Origin of the sequence: Amycolatopsis anabasis (genome assembly GCF_009765355.1) — a bacterium.
GTDB classification, from domain to species: domain Bacteria; phylum Actinomycetota; class Actinomycetes; order Mycobacteriales; family Pseudonocardiaceae; genus Amycolatopsis; species Amycolatopsis anabasis.
On sequence record NZ_VTHK01000074.1, the window covers coordinates 21,584 to 38,017 of the forward strand.

Consider the following 16,434-nt stretch of genomic DNA (forward strand, 5'->3'; position numbering starts at 1 on the left):
CCGCCCGATCCCTTAGCGTCCGCGTCACCGTTGGGTCTGAGCACGGTGCTCCCGGTTCGGCGAGAAACTCGTCGAACCACTGACCAGTCGTCTTCGTGACCGATCTTGCAGTTCGCCGGGGGCGCCGCGAAATTTCAGCATCACACGCGCGGCTCGTGGCCGGCACAGCGGAATCGACTACACCACTGGGGAACGCGAGAACCCGAACGTAGAACAGGGCGAGCAGGGTGCCCGACGCTGCTGATCCGCTGCCGTGGCAGCTCGCGGCGGCACGCCTGTCCTACCGGCTGGCATTCGGCCCGACCGATACGCGGGAGTTCCGGCCGGGTGAGTTGTTCGGGCCCGATACTCCGGACGCGCTCGGCGTGAGAGATCGGGTTCCCGGCGATTGGGGGAAGACCGACTGCCCGGACGAGACCGACCCGGCCGTGTCCGAGCAGGACTGGATCGCGCACTTTCTGACGCTGGCGTTGAACGAGGCCGTCCACGAGGTGCTGGAGTGGTTCCAGGTCGACGGCGTGCGGTATCTGAATCCCCACGGTGGCCACGAGGCGGCGATCGTCAAGCACGTCGACAGGTTGGCCGAGCAGCTGGCGCTACTGGCCGAGACCGACGAACAGAACCGACACTGACCTCGCTCCGACCGACGGCCGACCAGGACTCGATCAGCCGAACAAGCCGAGACCGGGCTGATCTACGAACGTCCCCCTTAACCGGATCGAACGTACCCAAGTGGCACTTCACGCCCGGCGCTAACGAGAAAAAGGGCAGACCTCCCCTTACCCCAAGGGGTGTACCCGTTGTAGGGCCAGAAGCAACCGGTCCGGCCCAAGCCCAGCACACCAGGAGGTCGACCACATGCTCGTCCACGATCCACACGCAACCGCCGTGCCTCCCATGACCCGCGGCGCCGCCCGTCACGTCACCAACCCGGCCGCGTGCGCGGCCGTCGCGGCCGCGTACCACCATCCGACGGCCGTGACGGCGATTCCACATGCGCCTCACCTCGAACAACGGTGCCGCAACGGTTGCGTCCTGATCGTGTTCCGGGACACCGCCGTGGTGGCCACGGTGCTCCTGACCACCCCCGAAACCACCACTCCAGCCCCTACGCACTCGACCGGACCGAACACACCGCCCCGGCCTCGCCGGCGGGGTCGCCGGGGCGGTCAAGGCAACCGGTGGCCTACCACGTGGGACGAACTCCGTGCCCGACTCGCTCAGCGGGGTTGCGCGGTGGAGCGTCGGAGGGACCGGTGGCGCGTCACCCTGCCGGACGGCAGCCACTACTTCCTGCCCTGCCGCACCTCGGACTGGCGGGCACTCGCCAACGCCGCAGCCACTCTCCGGACGCGAGGAGTCGACGTGCGCGCTGACATGGGAAATACGAAGAAGCGCGGCCGGTAGTCAACTCGGCCAGGCTGACCAGCTTGCGGACCGCCGCTCGCAGGCTGTTCGACAACCCGGCCGAATCCCGGCACCGCCAATACGAATAGGCGCAATGGTCCCGCTCGGTGACGTCGTGCCCACGCCTTCCGAACGGACACCCGTCTGCGGAGGTGCCTGCGTTGGTGGGGTTGTGCGAGCGAACCGGCGAAATCGTCGGTCCAAGCCGGTACGGTCACAGAGGATAAGTGCACCGGAACGCATTGTGCAGCCCCTGTCGTAGTGGCGGCGGGGCTGGGCGGGTTTCGGGGCCAAGGGGTTCGGCACCGGGGAGGGAGCTGTCCGATGGATCCCAATCAGCAGCAGGAACAGCAAGCCGTCGAGTACGAGCCGCCGCAGATCACCGAGGTGGGCGCGTTCGGTGAGGTAACGAAGGGTCAGTACTCGAAAAACCGTTCGGATGACGGGGACGCGGGCGGCTACTTCCCCGGATGAGCGGCAGGACCACGCCGAACAGTCCCGGGCCGCGCTGGTGGTGCGCGCTGCCGGACGCCGCGGCCGCCGCGCCGGTGGCGGAGGCGCTCGCCGGTGAGGGCGTGGTCGCGGTCCAGCATCGGTCGGGTCGGGCGTGGCTTGTGTGCCACCCGGCCGCCCAGCGTCCACAGGTGCGTGTGCTGGGCACGGTGGCGGTGGCCGTGCCCGCCGCCCCGGTGCAGTGGGAGTGGCCGCAGGCCGCGCTGCGCCGGGCGGTCGACGGGGGCGAGTTCGCGCCGCTGATGGCGGCCACCGGCGGCGCCACGGTGGTGCTCGCCTGCGCCGGGCGGGTGCGCGTGGTCACCGACGCCGCCGGGCTCCACCGGGTGTTCAGCACCCGATGCGGCGAGGTGCCGGTGGTGGCCAGCCACGCCGACGTCCTGCGCCGCCTGGTTGACGCGCCGCTGGACCGGGCCTGGTTGGCGGCGAAGCTGGCCAGCCCGGAAATGCCCAGCCCAGTGCGGGAGACCCGCTCGCCGTTCCTCGGCGTCGCCCCGGTCCCGGCCGGGCACGTCCTGACCGTCGCCGGTGACCGGGTCCGAACCTCGCGGTGGTGGCGGGCACCCGATCCGGTGCGCGGACTCGACGATGGTGCCAGCGAGCTGGCCGCCGCGCTCACCCAAGCAGTGGGAAATCCGGTCGGTGCCGTCGCGCCGGGCCGGGTGAGCGTGCAGCTCTCCGGCGGTCTGGACTCGACCACCCTGGCTTTCCTGGCCCGTGCGGCGGATCCGCTCTTGGTCACCACCGCGGGCTCGTCCCCGGTCGACGACGATCTCGCCTGGGCCCGCCAGGCCGCCGCCGTGCTCGGTGCCGAACACCGCGTGGTCGGCGCGGGCGAAATCCCGCAGTTCTTCAGCGGCCTGGACCGGCCGATCGCGGCTGGGATGGATGAGCCGTGCTCGTTCACCGCGGGCGCCGCCCGGCAACGCCATGTTGCGGCGATCCTCGCCGCGCACAACATCGTGCAGCACGTCAACGGCCAGGGCGGTGACGAGGTGCTGCTCGCGCCGCTGGCCTGGCTGCCCGGTCGCGGCCGAGCGAGCTGGTCGAGGTGGCGGACTGTCCGCGGGCACGCCGCGCTGCACGGAGTGTCGGCCGGGGCGCTGCTGGCCGCGCGGGCACGCCGCCCCGGCTACCCGGTCTGGCTGCGGCGCTGCGCCCTCGTCCTGGGGCAACCGGTGGGCACCGCGGTCGATCTGGTCGGGTGGGAAGCCGCGCCGCTGCTGCCACCGTGGGCCACGCGCGAGGCCGAGCAGGTGGTGGCCGGACTGCTCACCGAGGTCGAGCCGGTGCCGGTGGATCCGGATGCCGGGGTGCACGCGGCGGTGGTGCGGATCCGGGCCTCGGCCTACCGTGCGAAGCTCTACGCGGACGCGATGACTGCGGCCGGGGTGCCGACCGTGATGCCGTTCTTCGACCATGCCGTGGTGTCGGCGTGCCTGGCGGTGCGGCCCGAGTGCCGTACGGATCCGTGGCGGCCGAAACCGTTGCTGCGCCACGCTTTCCGCGACCGGATACCGGCGGAGGTGCTGGCGCGCCGAACCAAAGCGCACTACAACCACGACATCTTCCTGGGATGGAAGGAAAACCGCGAACAGGTATCGACGCTGCTGTCCGGGTCCCGCCTGGTAGAGCTGGGCTTGGTCGACCCGGACCGGCTGCGGGCCGAACTCGCCGGGTTCGGTCCGAGTGGCCTGGCGCCCGGGTTCGTCACCGACCTGATCGCGCTCGAGGTCTGGCTCCGCGACCTGAACCTGGCGCCCGCACTGGCGGGAGGGCGCGCATGCGTTTGATCCGCCGTGACCGGAAACGACCCGCCTCCCTGGTGCTGGCCCGCGGTGTCCGGGTCACGCCCGTTGACGACGGGCACACCGTGCTGGACCCGCGCGGCCGCGTCCTGCACCTCAACCTCAGCGCGGCGGTGATGCTGGACGCGCTACTCGCTGGCGGCACCGACACCGCGGTCGCTGCCGTGCGCGCCCGGTTCGGCGTGCCTGAGGACGTCGCCCGTGCCGACGTCGTCCGGCTGCTGGGCCAACTCGTGGAGTACAAGCTGGTGCGGTGGCGGCGATGAGCACCCCGATCGTGCTGGAAACCCCGGTCGCCCTGTCGGTCGCGGAGCGGGTCCGCGCGCTGGTCGCGGTCGGCGCGGCCCGGCTGGTGCTCACCGCGACGCGGGCTCGCCCGGCCCGTATCGGCGCGATCCTGCGCGTCCTGTACGCGGGTACCCACCCAGACCTGGAAAGTCGGGAATGCGCGTTGCGGGCGCGGGCGAGCGTGGTCACCGTATCGCTGCGGGCCGCCAGTGGCGGGCACGGCTGCCTGCTGCGGTCGGTGGCCACCGTGATCGCCGCCCGGCTGGCCGGGTGCGTGGTGGTGTGGCGGGTCGGCGCCGCCTCACCACCACCGACTTTGCATGCCTGGGTCGAGGCCAGTGGCGAACCGGTCGGCGAACCGGTCGACCCCCGGCTGCTGTACCGGCCACTGATCACCATCGGCCCTGCGAGAGGATCTCGCCCATGACGATCGGCTGGGCACTCTCGCCCGAGTTGACCGACCGGTTGGCCCGCTACGCCGACGACCTGCGCGCGCGGGGCGCGATCCGCACCGACGCGGTCCACGCCGCGTTCGCCACCGTGCCCCGACACCGGTTTCTGCGCACCTTCCACTTCCGCGCCGACCGGTACACCCTCAGCCCCGGCGAAGGCCCGCCCGCCGAGGTGCTGGACATCATCTACGCGAACAACTCGCTGGTCACCCACGACGGCCGCACGCCGGGGCAGCCGATGTCGTCCTCGTCCGGGCCCAGCGTGATGGCCCGCATGCTCGAAGCGCTGAAACTGCGTCCGGGGTTGCGGGTGCTGGAGATCGGCGCGGGCACCGGCTACAACGCCGCGCTCATCCACGCCATCACCGGCGTGCGGGTCACCGCGGTCGAAGCCGGGTACACGGCTGCCGCCGAGGCCGCGGCCGCGATCGCCGACCTCGGCCTGGACCGGTGGATCCGGATCGTGCACGGCGACGGCTACCTCGGCGACCCCGGACGGGGCCGCTGGGATCGAATCATCGTCACCTGCGGCATCGCCGGAATCCCGCCCGGCTGGCTGGACCAGCTCGCCGACGAGGAGAGTCTGATCGTCGCGCCGATCGCGCACGCCGGAGTGCACCCCATCCTCACCATCGGCCGCGACGGCAACGCGGTGATCGGTGAGATCGCACTGTGGGCGGACTTCATGCCCGCTACCGGAAACCTGCGCCCCACTGGCTTGTTTGCCCACGACCCGGGAACCGACATCACCACCTGCCCGGTGCACCGGCTCGCCGGAGCCGCGCCCGCCGTCGGCGCCGAGGCCTACCCCGACCTGACCTGCTTCCTCGCCACCCAGGACGCGCGCACCACCCGCGCCTACATTGAGCACGACGCGTTCGACCCGGCCGCGGGGATGACCGCGCTCGTGCACGACGGTGCGGCGGCGTGGATCCAGCACACCGGCGACCTCGTCGTCGCCGGAGAAGCCGAGCACACCGGCCCGCTGCGAGCCCGGCTGCGGGAACTGACCGACCGCTGGATTCAGGCCGGGAAACCGGCCGCCACTAGCTGGGCCACCGTGTTCGCGCCGCACCCCGACCTGGCCATACCCCTGCTTGCGCCCCGGACGTGGCGGCACTCCGCGAGGCGATGACGACCAAGGTCCCCGACGTCCACATGCGGGTCCGTCCGTGGGATTCGAGGCGCGCTGTGGCCCTGGGTCCCCTGCCGGCCCCACTGCCCTCGCTGCTTTCGTCGCGGCTGCCCGAAATCGAGGTTGGGATGTGCGGGCACGGCTGACCTACGTCGTGAACCCGGTTGACGGGCAGGAGCTGGTGCGCGAGGCCGACGAGGGTCTGGAGCGTCACGAGTGGCGTGTGCTTCAGGCAGAACTGTTCGCCGGCGCCACGGGACGGCCTCAACCAGTTCGCCGCAGCGACCTTAGAGCGGACGGCAGTCCACCACGGGGCCTATATGATCGACGGTTACCAGATCTGCGGAAGCAGTGCGGCTATCCCTTGGGTTCGTCATCGAGTTCGACGGTGACGAGCCCGAGGTCGACGAGTTGGTCGATCGCGTCCGCCAGCTTGGCGGCCTCCTCGTCATTCTCACCGGGTGGTCCGGTGCGCTCGGTCATGAGCAGTCCAGTGGTCTCCGCAGTTGCCTCAGATCCAACAGCGAGATCATGCCTAGGGTCGGCTGTACCTACCGGCTCCGCGGCGGAAGGTACGGATTTGTCGGGGTGCCACACCAGCCACTTCCGCTCGACCTGCTCCTTCAAATTGACTCCGCCGTGCCGAGCCATCAGCAGGACATGACACAACACGTCGGCCAGTTCAGCACCGAATTTGTCGTCCAGTTCCTGTTGCGTGTTCCCCTTCGACCTGGCCTGACCGGTCCGCATCAAGAAGGCTTGGGTCAGCTCACCGACTTCTTCCTGGAGTTTGAGGAGAAACCACGTCTCGTCCCGCGTGATCCCATGCGCACGGGCATAACCCCGCGAGACCACTTCGACGTCATCACTCAGTCGCGCCAAATCCATGGAGCGAGACTAGGGACGCGCTGAACGACGGTTGCTCCGGCCACCCTCAGCCCACGCCACGCATCGCAGGAGCCGACAAACACTCATCCCGACAATGGATTTGCCAACGGAACGTTCGGGAGGTGCAGCACTGGGCGAACGCCGGGTGGCTGTCGCGGCGCTGGATGAGTAAGCCCGGGTTGTCCAGGAGCTCGTGCGCGTCGATGAGATGACGATCGGCCATCGGCTGGGTGTCCTCACAGGTCCGGGCCTGTGGTGCGTACGGCTACCTGTGCGGTGATTCGCTCGCCGATCTCGGCGGCCAGGTGCTCCGGCGACACCGTGGTGGTGTCCACTGCGGCCACGCGCCACCCGTCCTCGGTCAGCCGTTCGGCCACCTCGCGGTAGAGGGCAGCTTCCCGGACGCTGGTGGTGATCCCTGCCTCGAATCGGCTGTGCGCCCCGCGCTGCGCGATCCGCGCGGCGGCGACCTCCGGCTCCGCGGTGAGCACCACGGCGAGGTCGGGGCGGTCGGCTTCGGCGTTGAGCGCTTCGACGAAGGTCAGCGGCACGCCGTCCATGTATTGCAGCACGTAGGAGGAAGTGATGTACCGGTCGCAGAGCACGATCCGGCCCGCGTCGAGGTGTGGGCGGATTTCGGTGGTCAGGTGGTGGTAGCGGTCGGCGGCGACCAGGCAGGCCAGCGTATGTCCGGAGTAGATGCTGGTTTGGTGCCGGGCGATCTCGCCGAGTCGCTCGTGGGAGGGCTCGGTGGTGGCGTGCACTGGGTGGCCGCGGTCAGTGAGGTAGCGGTGCAGGTGCTCGACGAGGGTGGTTTTGCCCGCGCCGCCCATCCCGTCCACCGTGACGAAGAGGCCGGTCATGCGGCGGCCGCTTTGCGCTCGTGCTGCGCGCGCGCCAGCTCGATCAGCCGGGCGCGAATGTGGCTGATCGGCGCGTCGGCCAGCGGGAGGTTGACCGAGAAGTTGAACTCGTCCCGCTCCCGCATCGACTCGTTCACCCCGCCGCTGGTCAAATCCACCGCGCTGTAGTTGAGCAACTGTGCGGGGGTGTAGCGGCCGGTCGCCATCAGCCGGTGCCAGTCCGGGGTGCCGGGGTAAGGCCGGTACTCGAACACGCTGGCCCTGAACCGGCCCGGCAGCCGGTCGGTCAGCTCCCACAGCTCATGCACCAGGCGCACGGTGGCGTCCACCTCTGTAGTGGTTTCGCCGGGGAACCCGAGGATGAAATACCCCTTCACGTGGATACCGCGCTCGGTCAACCGCCGCACCACGGCGCGGGCCATGCCGGGAGTGATCCGCTTGTCGATCAGGGTGAGCATGCGTTCGCTGCCGGACTCGATCCCGAGCGCAACCTCGCGCAATCCGTTGCGTGCCAAGGTCTCCAGGGTGGTGTCGCTGGCGCGGTGCAGCACGTTGATCCGGCCGGTGGCGTCCCAGCGGGCCCAGGCGCCGACGCGTTCGCCGGCGAAAGCGGTCATCATCTGGTCGATGACGCGGCGGGCGCCGAGGAAGAGGTCGTCGACGAACCGGAACGCCCGCACCCCGGCGTGGTCGCGGAGCTGGGTCATCTCGTCGATGATGTTGTGCGGGTCGCGGGTGCGGATGGTGATGTCCGGGTTCGCCGAGACGGCCGCGCCGCAGAACGAGCAGTTGTAGGGGCAGCCGCGGGCGCCGACCATGTTCGCCTCCAACACTCCGTTCTCGAGGTGGGGGTCTTGGGTGAGGAAGACGCGGTCAACGAACGGCAACCCGTCGAGGTCCGGCGCGAGATGGTGCGCGGTGCCGGGTCTCCCGCCGGTGACCGGCTTGCGCTGGATCGGGTCGAGCCACATCACCCCGGGCAGCTCGGCCCGGCGGCGGTGGTCGTCGAGCAGCGCCACCGCCCGGGTTTCGGCTTCGCCGAGCACCAGGGCTTCGCAGCGGGCCATACGCGGGTCGCCGAGGATCTCAGCGGGCATGGCCTTGGCCTGGTGCCCACCCAGCAGGATCTTGATGCCGGGATCCAGGCTGGCGGCGATGCGGGCGCTGATCTCGTAGGTCGGGGCGAGCAGGTTGAATCCTGCCCACCGCGGCCGGGCGGTGTTGACGAGCTGGGCGGTGTGGTCGATGCCGAGGCCGTGGGCTTCGGCATCCAGCACGCCGACGTTGAATCCTCGGGTGGTGGCGTAGGTGGCGATGTAGCCCATGCCGAGCACGGGCAGAGTGAAATCGTTGACCCGCGGGCGCTGCGCGTAGTCGCGCAGGGGCGCGTTGATGAACAGCGCGTCCAGTTCTCGAGTGCGGTCGGCGCCAGCGATCAGCTCGTCACATCGCGGCAGCTCCTGTGGCATTGGCATGGCGTACTCCCCAAGCGAGTGTGAGCAGCGTCCGTTCGGACAGCTGCCGGCCCGCCGACTTCCGCCACGCGGTGGCGAACTCCTTCTCGTCCTCCGGCCAGGAACACTCGGGTGCCAGGCGTGGGGCCCAGGTGCGGACGGCGAGGTCGGCGAACAAGGGATGGATGCTGAAGTCGTTGGTGGTGTCGGCGACCGTGGCGGCGGCGGTCCACGGCCCGATCCGGTGCACGGCCTGGACCTCGCGGGCGAGGTGTGCCGGTTCCAGCGCGGCCCATTTCTCGCCGAGGTCGAGGAACGCGTGGGCGGCCGCGCGCAGGGCGGGGCGTTTGAACGCCAGCCCGAGCCGGGTGAACTCCGCGTCGTCGAGCGCGAGCGCGGTCTCCGGCGACGGGAACAACCAGGCGGTGCCGGCCGGGGTGGTGATCTGGTCGCCGTGGGCTCGGCAGAACCTCTGGTAGAGCGTGCGGGCGTGCCCGGCGCGGATCACCTGCCGCACGATCCCGGTCGCCAGTGCGTCCCACAGGTCCGGGTTGCGCAGCCGGGCCACCGGCCCGGCCTCCCGCAGCGCCTCGGCGACCGGATCGATGCCGGTCAGCACGGCGGGATCCACCACGTCTACTTCTGGTATCGCCTTGTCCGTGCCGGAGACCAGGCTCACGCGGACCAGTTCGCCATCGTCGAGGGTTTCGGGTGGGCAGGTGATCGCCGCCCACACCGACCGGCCGCTGCGGACGGCCCGATACGCGGCGCCGTCGTCGGCGGTCAGCCAGGACGGGTGATCGAGCATCACGGTCGCTTCGGTTCCCTCGGACACGGGCGTATTCCCTTCGCCTGGCATTGGTTTATCGGGTCATCATGACGAGCTCACCTCCCCTCCTCGGTTGTGGCGTCGGTGTGCCCAGTTCTGGGTTAGTGGGAGGGCGGGGGAACGCGCCGGGGATGGGGTAGCCGCGCGTTCCCCCGCTTTAGGAGACCCCTGCGGGCGCGGTGGTGGTCCGCCGCTGGCGGGAGGCGTGCCGCGCGGTCCCGATCGCGGCAGGGGTGATGTCGGTGATCAGGTGGCGGTGGGCGGTGCGCCATACCGAGCACGGCCGGTTCCTGCGGCTCCACCACGGCGTACAGCGCGGGCAGCGGCCCCGGTCGTCCGGCTCGTGTTCGGAAAGCACTGCCCGCCATGCGGTCGTGAGTCGGGGAATCTCGGTGTCCGCCAGCGCGGCCTTGGACTCTTCGTCCGCCTCGGTCACGAGGTCTTCGAGGTAGTCCAAGCGCTCGCGGACCGCCCGGTGCAGGGTCGCGGTCAGGACTTCATCCATCGGGGGGTCGCTCCTCGTCGAGATCGGGCCGGGCGGGAGGTGGGGCAGGCTGCTGTGGTGGCCGGGGCCCCGGGGGCGGCCAGAGGCGGGGGTGCAGGTCGAGGGGAATCAGGTCGGACAGGCGGAGCCCGGCGCGGCGTAGGTGGTGGGCGGCTTGGTCGAACCGGGAACACGGCCAGGACTCGGTGGAACAGAGGGAGCAGGCCCACGGCTGGTTCGGCGGCGGCAGATGCGCGGTCAGCTCGTCGAGCATCGGCGCGACGCGGCCGAGCGGGCTGTCGGCCGCCACGACCAGCGTTCTCCAGAGCCGCACCTCGCCCTCGGCTTGGTCAGGCAATGCCGCCGGGACCGGTCGGGGTCTGCGACTTCGGCAGGCGGCGGCGCCCGCGCACCAGGTCGCCGACCAGTTCGTCGTAGGCGACGCACAACTCGGACACCTGCTCGGCGGCCACCCGCACCTGCGGATCGGTCGCGGGCTGTCCGGCGTCGGCGAGCAGTTGCGAGCGCATCCACACCCGGGCCAGCCGGTCGACGAGTTGCCCGAGTGTTTCGGTGTGCAGCACCCCAGCGGGGGCTTCCGGGAGGTGGGTCGCGGCCCAGCGGTCGAGCTGGTCAACCAGTACGGCGCAGGCGGTCTCCCGCGCGGTCCAGGTCCGCGCGGCCGCGGCCAGCATGTGATCGTCAGCGGCCTGGTCGTGGATGATCCTCAGTGCCGCGGTCCGCGCTCGATGCTCGACCGCCAGCTTCCGGGCGACGACCAGCACTGGGTGCCGATCCTCACTGGAGGGTGTGGTGGTGAATGCCCGCGCTACCGCCAGGCCACGCGGGATCGGTCGTGCCTGCGATCGCGCCAAGGGTGGGGAACCGGGGACTGGTGCGTCGGCCGCGTGATCATGCGGGGCCGCTAAGGCGGTGTTGGCGCTGGTCATCGTTGCGTTCTCCGTTGCCGTGGAGTGGTGTCTGCTCGTAATCTCCACACAACCGGGCGTGAGATCCGGAGACCAGGGTGCGAACGCGCCAGAAATGAGCCACTTCTGGGCACCGACGCGGTGACCAGGAACAACACCGGCATTTCGGTGTCGGAGCGGACGGGACGGCGGGAGGCACGGCGATGGCCGCCAAGCGAAAGCGCTTCGCACACCGCCGCAAGAGCCAGGGTTTCAGCCAGGAGGCGCTGGCCGAGGCGGTAGGGGTCGGCCGGAGGACCGTGGTGCGGTGGGAAAGCGGAGAAGCCGAACCGCAGCCAGGCGTGCGTCGGGACGTCGCGGACACCCTGGAGATCACCCTCGACGAACTCGACGATCTGCTCGACGACACGACAGCATCGGCAGGGCGGCCACCCCATCGGGTGGGATCTTCCGGCAGTATCGACCTAGCCCACGGGACGCCCCCGCCGCCGGAGCAACCACCAGGACAGCCCACCAACACCGACGACCATCTGACGCTCGTCCGCTTCGGCCGGCCCGAACTTCCGGAGATCGACGACGACATGAACCGCCGCGAACTGTTACGCCTGTTCAGCATGACCGGCACCCTGCTCGCCCTGCCCGGCACCGCCCACGGCCAGCAGGCTGACCAGGCGTCGGCGGTCGCCGCCGTGTCTCCGGCCCCAGCGACGGTGGACAAGTTCGCCAAGCTGAACAGCCACCTCTGGCAGGTCTTCGCTCTGGCCGCATCGAAAGGCGCGGTGATGCCGCTGGTGCGCAAACAGCTCGACGTTCTGGCCGCCAGCCTGCGACGCCCCCACGACCAGGTCACGCACCAGCGCCTGTGCGCCTTGATGAGCGACCTGCTCCAACTGGAGGGCGAGATCTTCTTCGACGCCGACCGCTACACCGACGCCGCCCACTGCTACACCCTCGCCGCGGACGCCGGGAAAGAAGCCACCGCGTACGACCTGTGGGCCTGCGCGATGACCCGGCACGCCTTCATCGCCGTCTACGAACAGAAATTCCGCGAGGCGGCTCCGATGCTGGAGTTGGCCGCCGCACTGGCCCACCGCGGCGATCCCAAGCTGTCCACCCGGCACTGGGTCAGCGTCGTGCAGGCCGAAACCTTCGCCGGACTCGGCGACCTCGACGCCTGCCAGCGCGCCCTCGACACCGCCGAACACGTCCGCGACCTGAAAGGCCCGGTCCACAACGGCGGGTGGCTGCGCTTCGACGGCTCCCGCCTGGCCGAGGAACGCGGCACCTGCTACATCACCCTCGGCCGCCCCGATCTCGCGGAAACCGCGCTCAACGACGCCCTGCGCAACGAGCTGACCCCGCGACGCCGCGCCAGCGTGCTCACCGACCTGGCCAAGATCGGCATCCACCGCCGCGACCCCGACCACGTCCTCACCCACGCCAGCGCGGCGCTCGAGACCGCCCGGCACACCGGCTCCGGCGTGATCGGCCACAAACTGCTCGACCTGCGAGGACATCTCGCGCCGCTGCTGGGCAACAAGCAGGTTCAGCAGCTCGACACCGAGATCAGCGCCCTGGCCGGACAAGTAGGCGCACGATGACGACGAGGAGGACCACGGTGCAGCTCGAACCCGGACGGGTGTTCCGCGAAGCATGGATCGCCGGAGTCACCCAGCACTACCCCGGCGAACCCAAACCGGGCTACATCGCCCCGTGGGAGGACACACCGGACTGGGAACGCGCCGCCGCAGCCGCCGTCCACGAGCAGGTCCGCGCCTTCATCCAGGCCACCGACGGCGCGACCGCCAAACTCACCCGCGACCAGAAAGGCCGATTCGTCGCCCTCTGCTGGATCGGCCAGATCCACAAGCACTTCCCCGACCCGAAACCGGCCTACGTCGCCGACTGGGACGCCCTGCCCGAATGGCAGCAGGAAACCGACGCCGACATCTTCGAACGCATCGAACAGGACATCTCCTGAGCTACGCGCTCAGGCCGGTAGGTAACTCCGGGCGGACGGCGGGGCCGTTCGGCAGCCACGAGAACCTCCGCCAACCTTGTTCCGGGATTGTGCGGACCGAACTCGACGGACCAGCGCCCGCCGGCAGGGCAGGCCCGGTCGGGGACGCGGACGACCACAGAGCTTGGCGACCGCGGAGTCGGGAGTCTGGAACGTTGCCACTCCAATTGGAAACTGGGCAGGGGCTCCGACGATGGACGGCGCGGTCGAGCGATCGCCGCAGGTCATAAGCCCCATCCACCTTGCCAATCCGTCGAACGTATGTTCTACTCAGGGTGGCTGCGTGAGTGGGGAAGCGCTGCACGCGGCTGCGATTGCAAGGAAGGCCGACCTGGTCACAGGCCGGTCGGACCAATGCTGGTCGCGCGGCCGGGATTGGCGCGTCGAACCGCCAGTCTCGGCCGCGAACAGGTCGGACACGTCGGTGAGCGAGAACGTTGCGTCTCGCCCGTGGCCGAGTGCGGAGAGAGCGAGGGACGCCGGACGTGGCGGTGACGTCGGCAGCGGAAAGGGCCGCCGAACTGCTCGGCGATCTTGACGATGGAATGGACGCGGGACGGGCGCGGATCGCGAATTGGCTTCAGAACGGGCCTGGCGGTGTCATTGAGGTAGCGGACGTGAGCATGGCGCTGCTGGGGGCGGTGCGGACGATGGCGCGTGCCGTCGGGTGGTCCACCGAGCAGACGGAACTGGTCGCGGTGTCATTCGCGCCCGCGGTGACGGTGAACGTCGATAGAACTGTGGCGAGTCAAGCCGCAGCCGATGCGGTGCGTGCCGCGCTGGCGTCGGACCCCGACGGGGCACGAGAAGCCCTAATGCGGCTAGGTGATGGTGTCGAGACATTGGGATGGATCACGCTGACGACGGCGGAATTGGTATACGAGTTGGCGCATTGGTGCCGAGCCGCGGGCGCGACGAAGCCGGCCTGGATTCCGGCAGCAACGCGTGGGTGAGGCGAGGACCGTGGCGCGATCGGTAGCACCCAGGATCTCGCCGGAATTGGGCGTGTTCGGCAACCCCTCGGGTGGTACAGGAGTCCGCGCTCGCTTGGTGCGCGGTTCGGGCGGGCACGAATGACCTTGACCGCACAGTTGCGCCCCGTGGGCGAGTTAGGGCGATGGTGCGCCGCGAACCTTTCCGGTACCCGAACCGTGGCCGAGCACCTGCTTAGTGCGGCGCGGCGTCGAACACCGACTCACCGGGCCGAGCCGACCAGTTCTGATTATTGGGCCATGATCGAGCGCGCGTTCATCCAAAGACTGCGTTTTCTGGTAGACGGCGCCGCGCCTTACACTGCGATCGCCGGTGCAGTGCGCGCGGGACTGGGAAACCGTGAGTGGGGCGAGCGTATGCGCTCGATCTACCCTCTGCCAGCGCGTCTTCCGGAGCGGGCCCGCGATCGGTGGTCGCCCTACCGCCCGCCGGTATACGGGTGGCGCGACACGGACCCAGCCAGTACGGAATCATTCAGCGGGGACATCGCTCAGCACAAGTCCGCACTGGGCGACTTTCTCAAGCGGTGCAAGGCTTTTCTGGACGAGCACGCGCCCGTTGGCGAACTGGGTACGCCCGGCACCGAGATCGGGCTTGCCCGGATCTGCTGGGCACTGTCGCGATGGGAGCACACCTACTACGAGGGACGTATCCCGTCCGATGTGGCCAGTGCGCTTCGACGAGTGGCTTGCACTGCCGATGATCTCCGCCGTCTCGCGCCCGATGCCGCGGTCAACGACCTAGTCGAGTTGATGCGTGTCTTCCATCACGCGCGGGTGCTGAACGAGTGGCGCGACTGGACAGGTGTCACCGCCGGTCCACTCGGAATGAGCAGTCCCACGATCGTTCCACGCTGGGCCGACGGGCACCTCCTTGTCGGGAACACGCTCGTAACGGTGAAAGCGCCTGTCCTTGTGGACAAAGTGGACGTAATCGCGCGGTGGTTGTGGCGCATGCTAGCTCTGGTGTGGCTCGATACCGAGAATTTGTACGGCATCAGAGTGGTGGCGCTGTACCTCGCGAGGCACGGCGTAAGCGAGACCTGGGGCGCGACAACGTTCGCGGACATGCTGCTGGGCGGGACCGGACGCGCCGACCGCGGCGCGCGGGAGGAATTCCTGACGCTGGCCCGCCGCGTGATTCGCGAGGAGGGCGGCCAGCCACCTCCGGCGTGGCAGGTACGTCGACCACGGCTGGCGTCCCATGTGGATCCTTGAGCCGATCGCCCCCTCCGACACGTCGTCGATCGGGTCGTTCGAGGACCTGCGGCGGGTGGCTGGTTTCGTGGTCGCGCGCGGAGGACAGATTGAGTCAGCGGCCTTAACGCGGCTCGGTGTCCTGCGCGCCGCTCACGGCACCGCTCGCGCTCCCCACCGACCTGACAAACGGCCATGAACCACACCGTTTGCCGCTGGGACCACGCGGCTGCGAGTCTGCCGCGGCCGACGGTATCCACCCGCGAAGCCTGCCCCGCCACGCCAGCCGGAGCCCGACACGCGCCGTGCAACCACGTACGGCTACCGCCTGCGGCGCATAGAGGGCAAATATTCGAGCTCCTGGTCGGAGCCTGCCGCCGCGCTGCTTACCGCGAAGTCCCACACCCACGACTGCCCGTCCACATACAGCCGCGGCTCAGGGAAGGCGAGCGGGTTGTCTCCGACGCCGTAGTCACGGGGAACGCCGAACATCCGCACCTCGCAGCGGTGGCGCTGCCCATTCGGACGCAGAAACTCCAGATCCCACGTGTACCGCCCATCGTCACCGTCCTTCTCAGGACGGCGGGCCGACGTGACGAGCGTGTAGTTCCACCGGTCACACACATCCGCGACGAAGACATCCATGTTGACCGATGCGGTGCCTTCATCGCCGGTGGGGAACGGACCACTGCCCGGGTTGACCAGAAGCACGCGCCTCAGCGTACCGGCGACCGGCAGTGCTGGCGACCGAACACCCACGCCGTGCCGAACCCCGGCTTGTGCGCCGGCGAGCGCTGCTGCGGAGGTGCCCCAGGTGCAACGGGGCTGCTGGGCGAGTGACCAGCGTGGCACCACCGACGCACGTTGCGGTAGATCCGCTCCGGGCGCGGTCGTATCGAAACGGGCTCTCGGCCACGGACCGCCCGCTGTGCTACGGATCTAGATCGTCAGCGTCGAGGTCGAGCCGCACCCGGTGCACCCGAGGACGCAGCCGGTTGGTGAATGACTCGACCGACGCCTCCGTCTCGGCCTCCACCACCAGCTCGGGCAGCACCGGCTGAAACTCCGTGTGGCCGCGGCCGAACACGCCCGTCGACACGCGCACCGGCGGATCGGCGGTGACGGTCGCGTGCTCGCCGATGTGGGCTCGCACGCCTGGCGCGAGCGGCAGCGAA

General features: G+C 69.7%; 19 protein-coding genes. 10 read left to right on the plus strand and 9 right to left on the minus strand.

Annotated features, from left to right (window positions below):
• Positions 1 to 227 precede the first annotated feature (227 nt).
• The 6 genes from FXO23_RS45330 (at position 228) to FXO23_RS45355 (ending at position 5,603) form a co-directional block, all read left to right on the plus strand.
• Positions 228 to 632, plus strand: a complete 405-nt coding sequence (locus tag FXO23_RS45330) for a hypothetical protein (RefSeq protein ID WP_158894267.1) — start codon at positions 228 to 230, stop codon at positions 630 to 632.
• Between the two features lie 1,099 nt (positions 633 to 1,731).
• Positions 1,732 to 1,881, plus strand: coding sequence for a lasso RiPP family leader peptide-containing protein (locus FXO23_RS45335; RefSeq protein WP_158894269.1), 150 nt, complete (start codon positions 1,732 to 1,734; stop codon positions 1,879 to 1,881).
• Entirely contained in the window at positions 1,878 to 3,713 is a 1,836-nt protein-coding gene (locus tag FXO23_RS45340) for an asparagine synthase-related protein (RefSeq protein ID WP_158894271.1), read from the plus strand. Before FXO23_RS45335 ends, FXO23_RS45340 begins: the two co-directional genes overlap by 4 nt.
• A complete protein-coding gene (locus tag FXO23_RS45345) occupies positions 3,704 to 3,994 on the plus strand; it encodes a PqqD family peptide modification chaperone (protein ID WP_158894273.1) in 291 nt (96 codons plus the stop codon). Before FXO23_RS45340 ends, FXO23_RS45345 begins: the two co-directional genes overlap by 10 nt.
• Positions 3,991 to 4,443, plus strand: coding sequence for a lasso peptide biosynthesis B2 protein (locus tag FXO23_RS45350; RefSeq protein WP_158894276.1), 453 nt, complete (start codon positions 3,991 to 3,993; stop codon positions 4,441 to 4,443). Before FXO23_RS45345 ends, FXO23_RS45350 begins: the two co-directional genes overlap by 4 nt.
• A complete protein-coding gene (locus FXO23_RS45355; RefSeq protein WP_158894279.1) occupies positions 4,440 to 5,603 on the plus strand; it encodes a protein-L-isoaspartate O-methyltransferase family protein in 1,164 nt (387 codons plus the stop codon). The genes FXO23_RS45350 and FXO23_RS45355 overlap by 4 nt, the downstream gene beginning before the upstream one ends.
• Positions 5,604 to 5,960: 357 nt before the next feature.
• Here the strand turns inward: FXO23_RS45355 and FXO23_RS51290 are convergent, their stop codons facing one another.
• The 7 genes from FXO23_RS51290 to FXO23_RS45390 form a co-directional block, all read right to left on the minus strand.
• A complete protein-coding gene (locus FXO23_RS51290) occupies positions 5,961 to 6,491 on the minus strand; it encodes a nucleoside triphosphate pyrophosphohydrolase family protein (protein ID WP_218952357.1) in 531 nt (176 codons plus the stop codon).
• A 236-nt stretch (positions 6,492 to 6,727) separates the two neighbouring features.
• Positions 6,728 to 7,354, minus strand: a complete 627-nt coding sequence (gene tmk / locus FXO23_RS45365) for a dTMP kinase (RefSeq protein WP_158894282.1) — start codon at positions 7,352 to 7,354, stop codon at positions 6,728 to 6,730.
• A complete protein-coding gene (locus FXO23_RS45370; RefSeq protein ID WP_246258457.1) occupies positions 7,351 to 8,829 on the minus strand; it encodes a B12-binding domain-containing radical SAM protein in 1,479 nt (492 codons plus the stop codon). The genes tmk and FXO23_RS45370 overlap by 4 nt, the downstream gene beginning before the upstream one ends.
• Positions 8,798 to 9,643, minus strand: a complete 846-nt coding sequence (locus tag FXO23_RS45375; RefSeq protein WP_246258458.1) for a DNA glycosylase family protein — start codon at positions 9,641 to 9,643, stop codon at positions 8,798 to 8,800. Before FXO23_RS45375 ends, FXO23_RS45370 begins: the two co-directional genes overlap by 32 nt.
• A 151-nt stretch (positions 9,644 to 9,794) precedes the next feature.
• A complete protein-coding gene (locus tag FXO23_RS45380) occupies positions 9,795 to 10,142 on the minus strand; it encodes a hypothetical protein (protein WP_158894285.1) in 348 nt (115 codons plus the stop codon).
• Positions 10,135 to 10,455, minus strand: a complete 321-nt coding sequence (locus tag FXO23_RS45385; RefSeq protein ID WP_158894287.1) for a hypothetical protein — start codon at positions 10,453 to 10,455, stop codon at positions 10,135 to 10,137. Before FXO23_RS45385 ends, FXO23_RS45380 begins: the two co-directional genes overlap by 8 nt.
• Before the next feature lie 16 nt (positions 10,456 to 10,471).
• Positions 10,472 to 10,906, minus strand: a complete 435-nt coding sequence (locus FXO23_RS45390) for a DUF4254 domain-containing protein (RefSeq protein WP_158894290.1) — start codon at positions 10,904 to 10,906, stop codon at positions 10,472 to 10,474.
• Between the two features lie 347 nt (positions 10,907 to 11,253).
• On the opposite strand from FXO23_RS45390, the gene FXO23_RS45395 reads away from it, so the two are divergent.
• From FXO23_RS45395 to FXO23_RS45410, 4 genes are all read left to right on the plus strand, one after another.
• Positions 11,254 to 12,651 (plus strand): helix-turn-helix domain-containing protein, encoded by a 1,398-nt coding sequence (locus FXO23_RS45395; RefSeq protein WP_158894293.1) that lies wholly within the window; start codon positions 11,254 to 11,256, stop codon positions 12,649 to 12,651.
• Positions 12,648 to 13,031 carry a hypothetical protein gene (locus FXO23_RS45400; protein WP_158894295.1) on the plus strand — a complete coding sequence of 128 codons (384 nt, stop codon included), beginning with the start codon at positions 12,648 to 12,650 and terminating at the stop codon, positions 13,029 to 13,031. Before FXO23_RS45395 ends, FXO23_RS45400 begins: the two co-directional genes overlap by 4 nt.
• A 524-nt stretch (positions 13,032 to 13,555) precedes the next feature.
• A complete protein-coding gene (locus FXO23_RS45405; protein WP_158894297.1) occupies positions 13,556 to 14,023 on the plus strand; it encodes a hypothetical protein in 468 nt (155 codons plus the stop codon).
• A gap of 279 nt (positions 14,024 to 14,302) precedes the next feature.
• Positions 14,303 to 15,280, plus strand: coding sequence for a hypothetical protein (locus FXO23_RS45410; protein ID WP_158894299.1), 978 nt, complete (start codon positions 14,303 to 14,305; stop codon positions 15,278 to 15,280).
• Positions 15,281 to 15,580: 300 nt separating this feature from the next.
• Here FXO23_RS45410 and FXO23_RS45415 read toward each other — a convergent pair whose 3' ends face one another.
• Both FXO23_RS45415 and FXO23_RS45420 read right to left on the minus strand, forming a co-directional pair.
• Positions 15,581 to 15,970: a hypothetical protein gene (locus FXO23_RS45415; RefSeq protein ID WP_158894300.1), complete on the minus strand. Its 390-nt coding sequence runs from the start codon at positions 15,968 to 15,970 to the stop codon at positions 15,581 to 15,583.
• Positions 15,971 to 16,190: 220 nt separating this feature from the next.
• On the minus strand, positions 16,191 to 16,434 hold a 244-nt coding region (locus FXO23_RS45420), incomplete at its 5' end, for a hypothetical protein (RefSeq protein ID WP_158894301.1).

Bases quoted from the DNA above. Each gene is read 5' to 3' on its own strand.
- FXO23_RS45335 (WP_158894269.1), top strand. From the start codon at position 1,732: ATGGATCCCAATCAGCAGCAGGAACAGCAAGCCGTCGAGTACGAGCCG.
- FXO23_RS45340 (WP_158894271.1), top strand. From the start codon at position 1,878: ATGAGCGGCAGGACCACGCCGAACAGTCCCGGGCCGCGCTGGTGGTGC.
- FXO23_RS45345 (WP_158894273.1), top strand. From the start codon at position 3,704: ATGCGTTTGATCCGCCGTGACCGGAAACGACCCGCCTCCCTGGTGCTG.
- FXO23_RS45350 (WP_158894276.1), top strand. From the start codon at position 3,991: ATGAGCACCCCGATCGTGCTGGAAACCCCGGTCGCCCTGTCGGTCGCG.
- FXO23_RS45355 (WP_158894279.1), top strand. From the start codon at position 4,440: ATGACGATCGGCTGGGCACTCTCGCCCGAGTTGACCGACCGGTTGGCC.
- FXO23_RS51290 (WP_218952357.1), bottom strand. From the start codon at position 6,491: ATGGATTTGGCGCGACTGAGTGATGACGTCGAAGTGGTCTCGCGGGGT.
- tmk (WP_158894282.1), bottom strand. From the start codon at position 7,354: ATGACCGGCCTCTTCGTCACGGTGGACGGGATGGGCGGCGCGGGCAAA.
- FXO23_RS45370 (WP_246258457.1), bottom strand. From the start codon at position 8,829: ATGCCAATGCCACAGGAGCTGCCGCGATGTGACGAGCTGATCGCTGGC.
- FXO23_RS45380 (WP_158894285.1), bottom strand. From the start codon at position 10,142: ATGGATGAAGTCCTGACCGCGACCCTGCACCGGGCGGTCCGCGAGCGC.
- FXO23_RS45395 (WP_158894293.1), top strand. From the start codon at position 11,254: ATGGCCGCCAAGCGAAAGCGCTTCGCACACCGCCGCAAGAGCCAGGGT.
- FXO23_RS45400 (WP_158894295.1), top strand. From the start codon at position 12,648: ATGACGACGAGGAGGACCACGGTGCAGCTCGAACCCGGACGGGTGTTC.
- FXO23_RS45410 (WP_158894299.1), top strand. From the start codon at position 14,303: ATGATCGAGCGCGCGTTCATCCAAAGACTGCGTTTTCTGGTAGACGGC.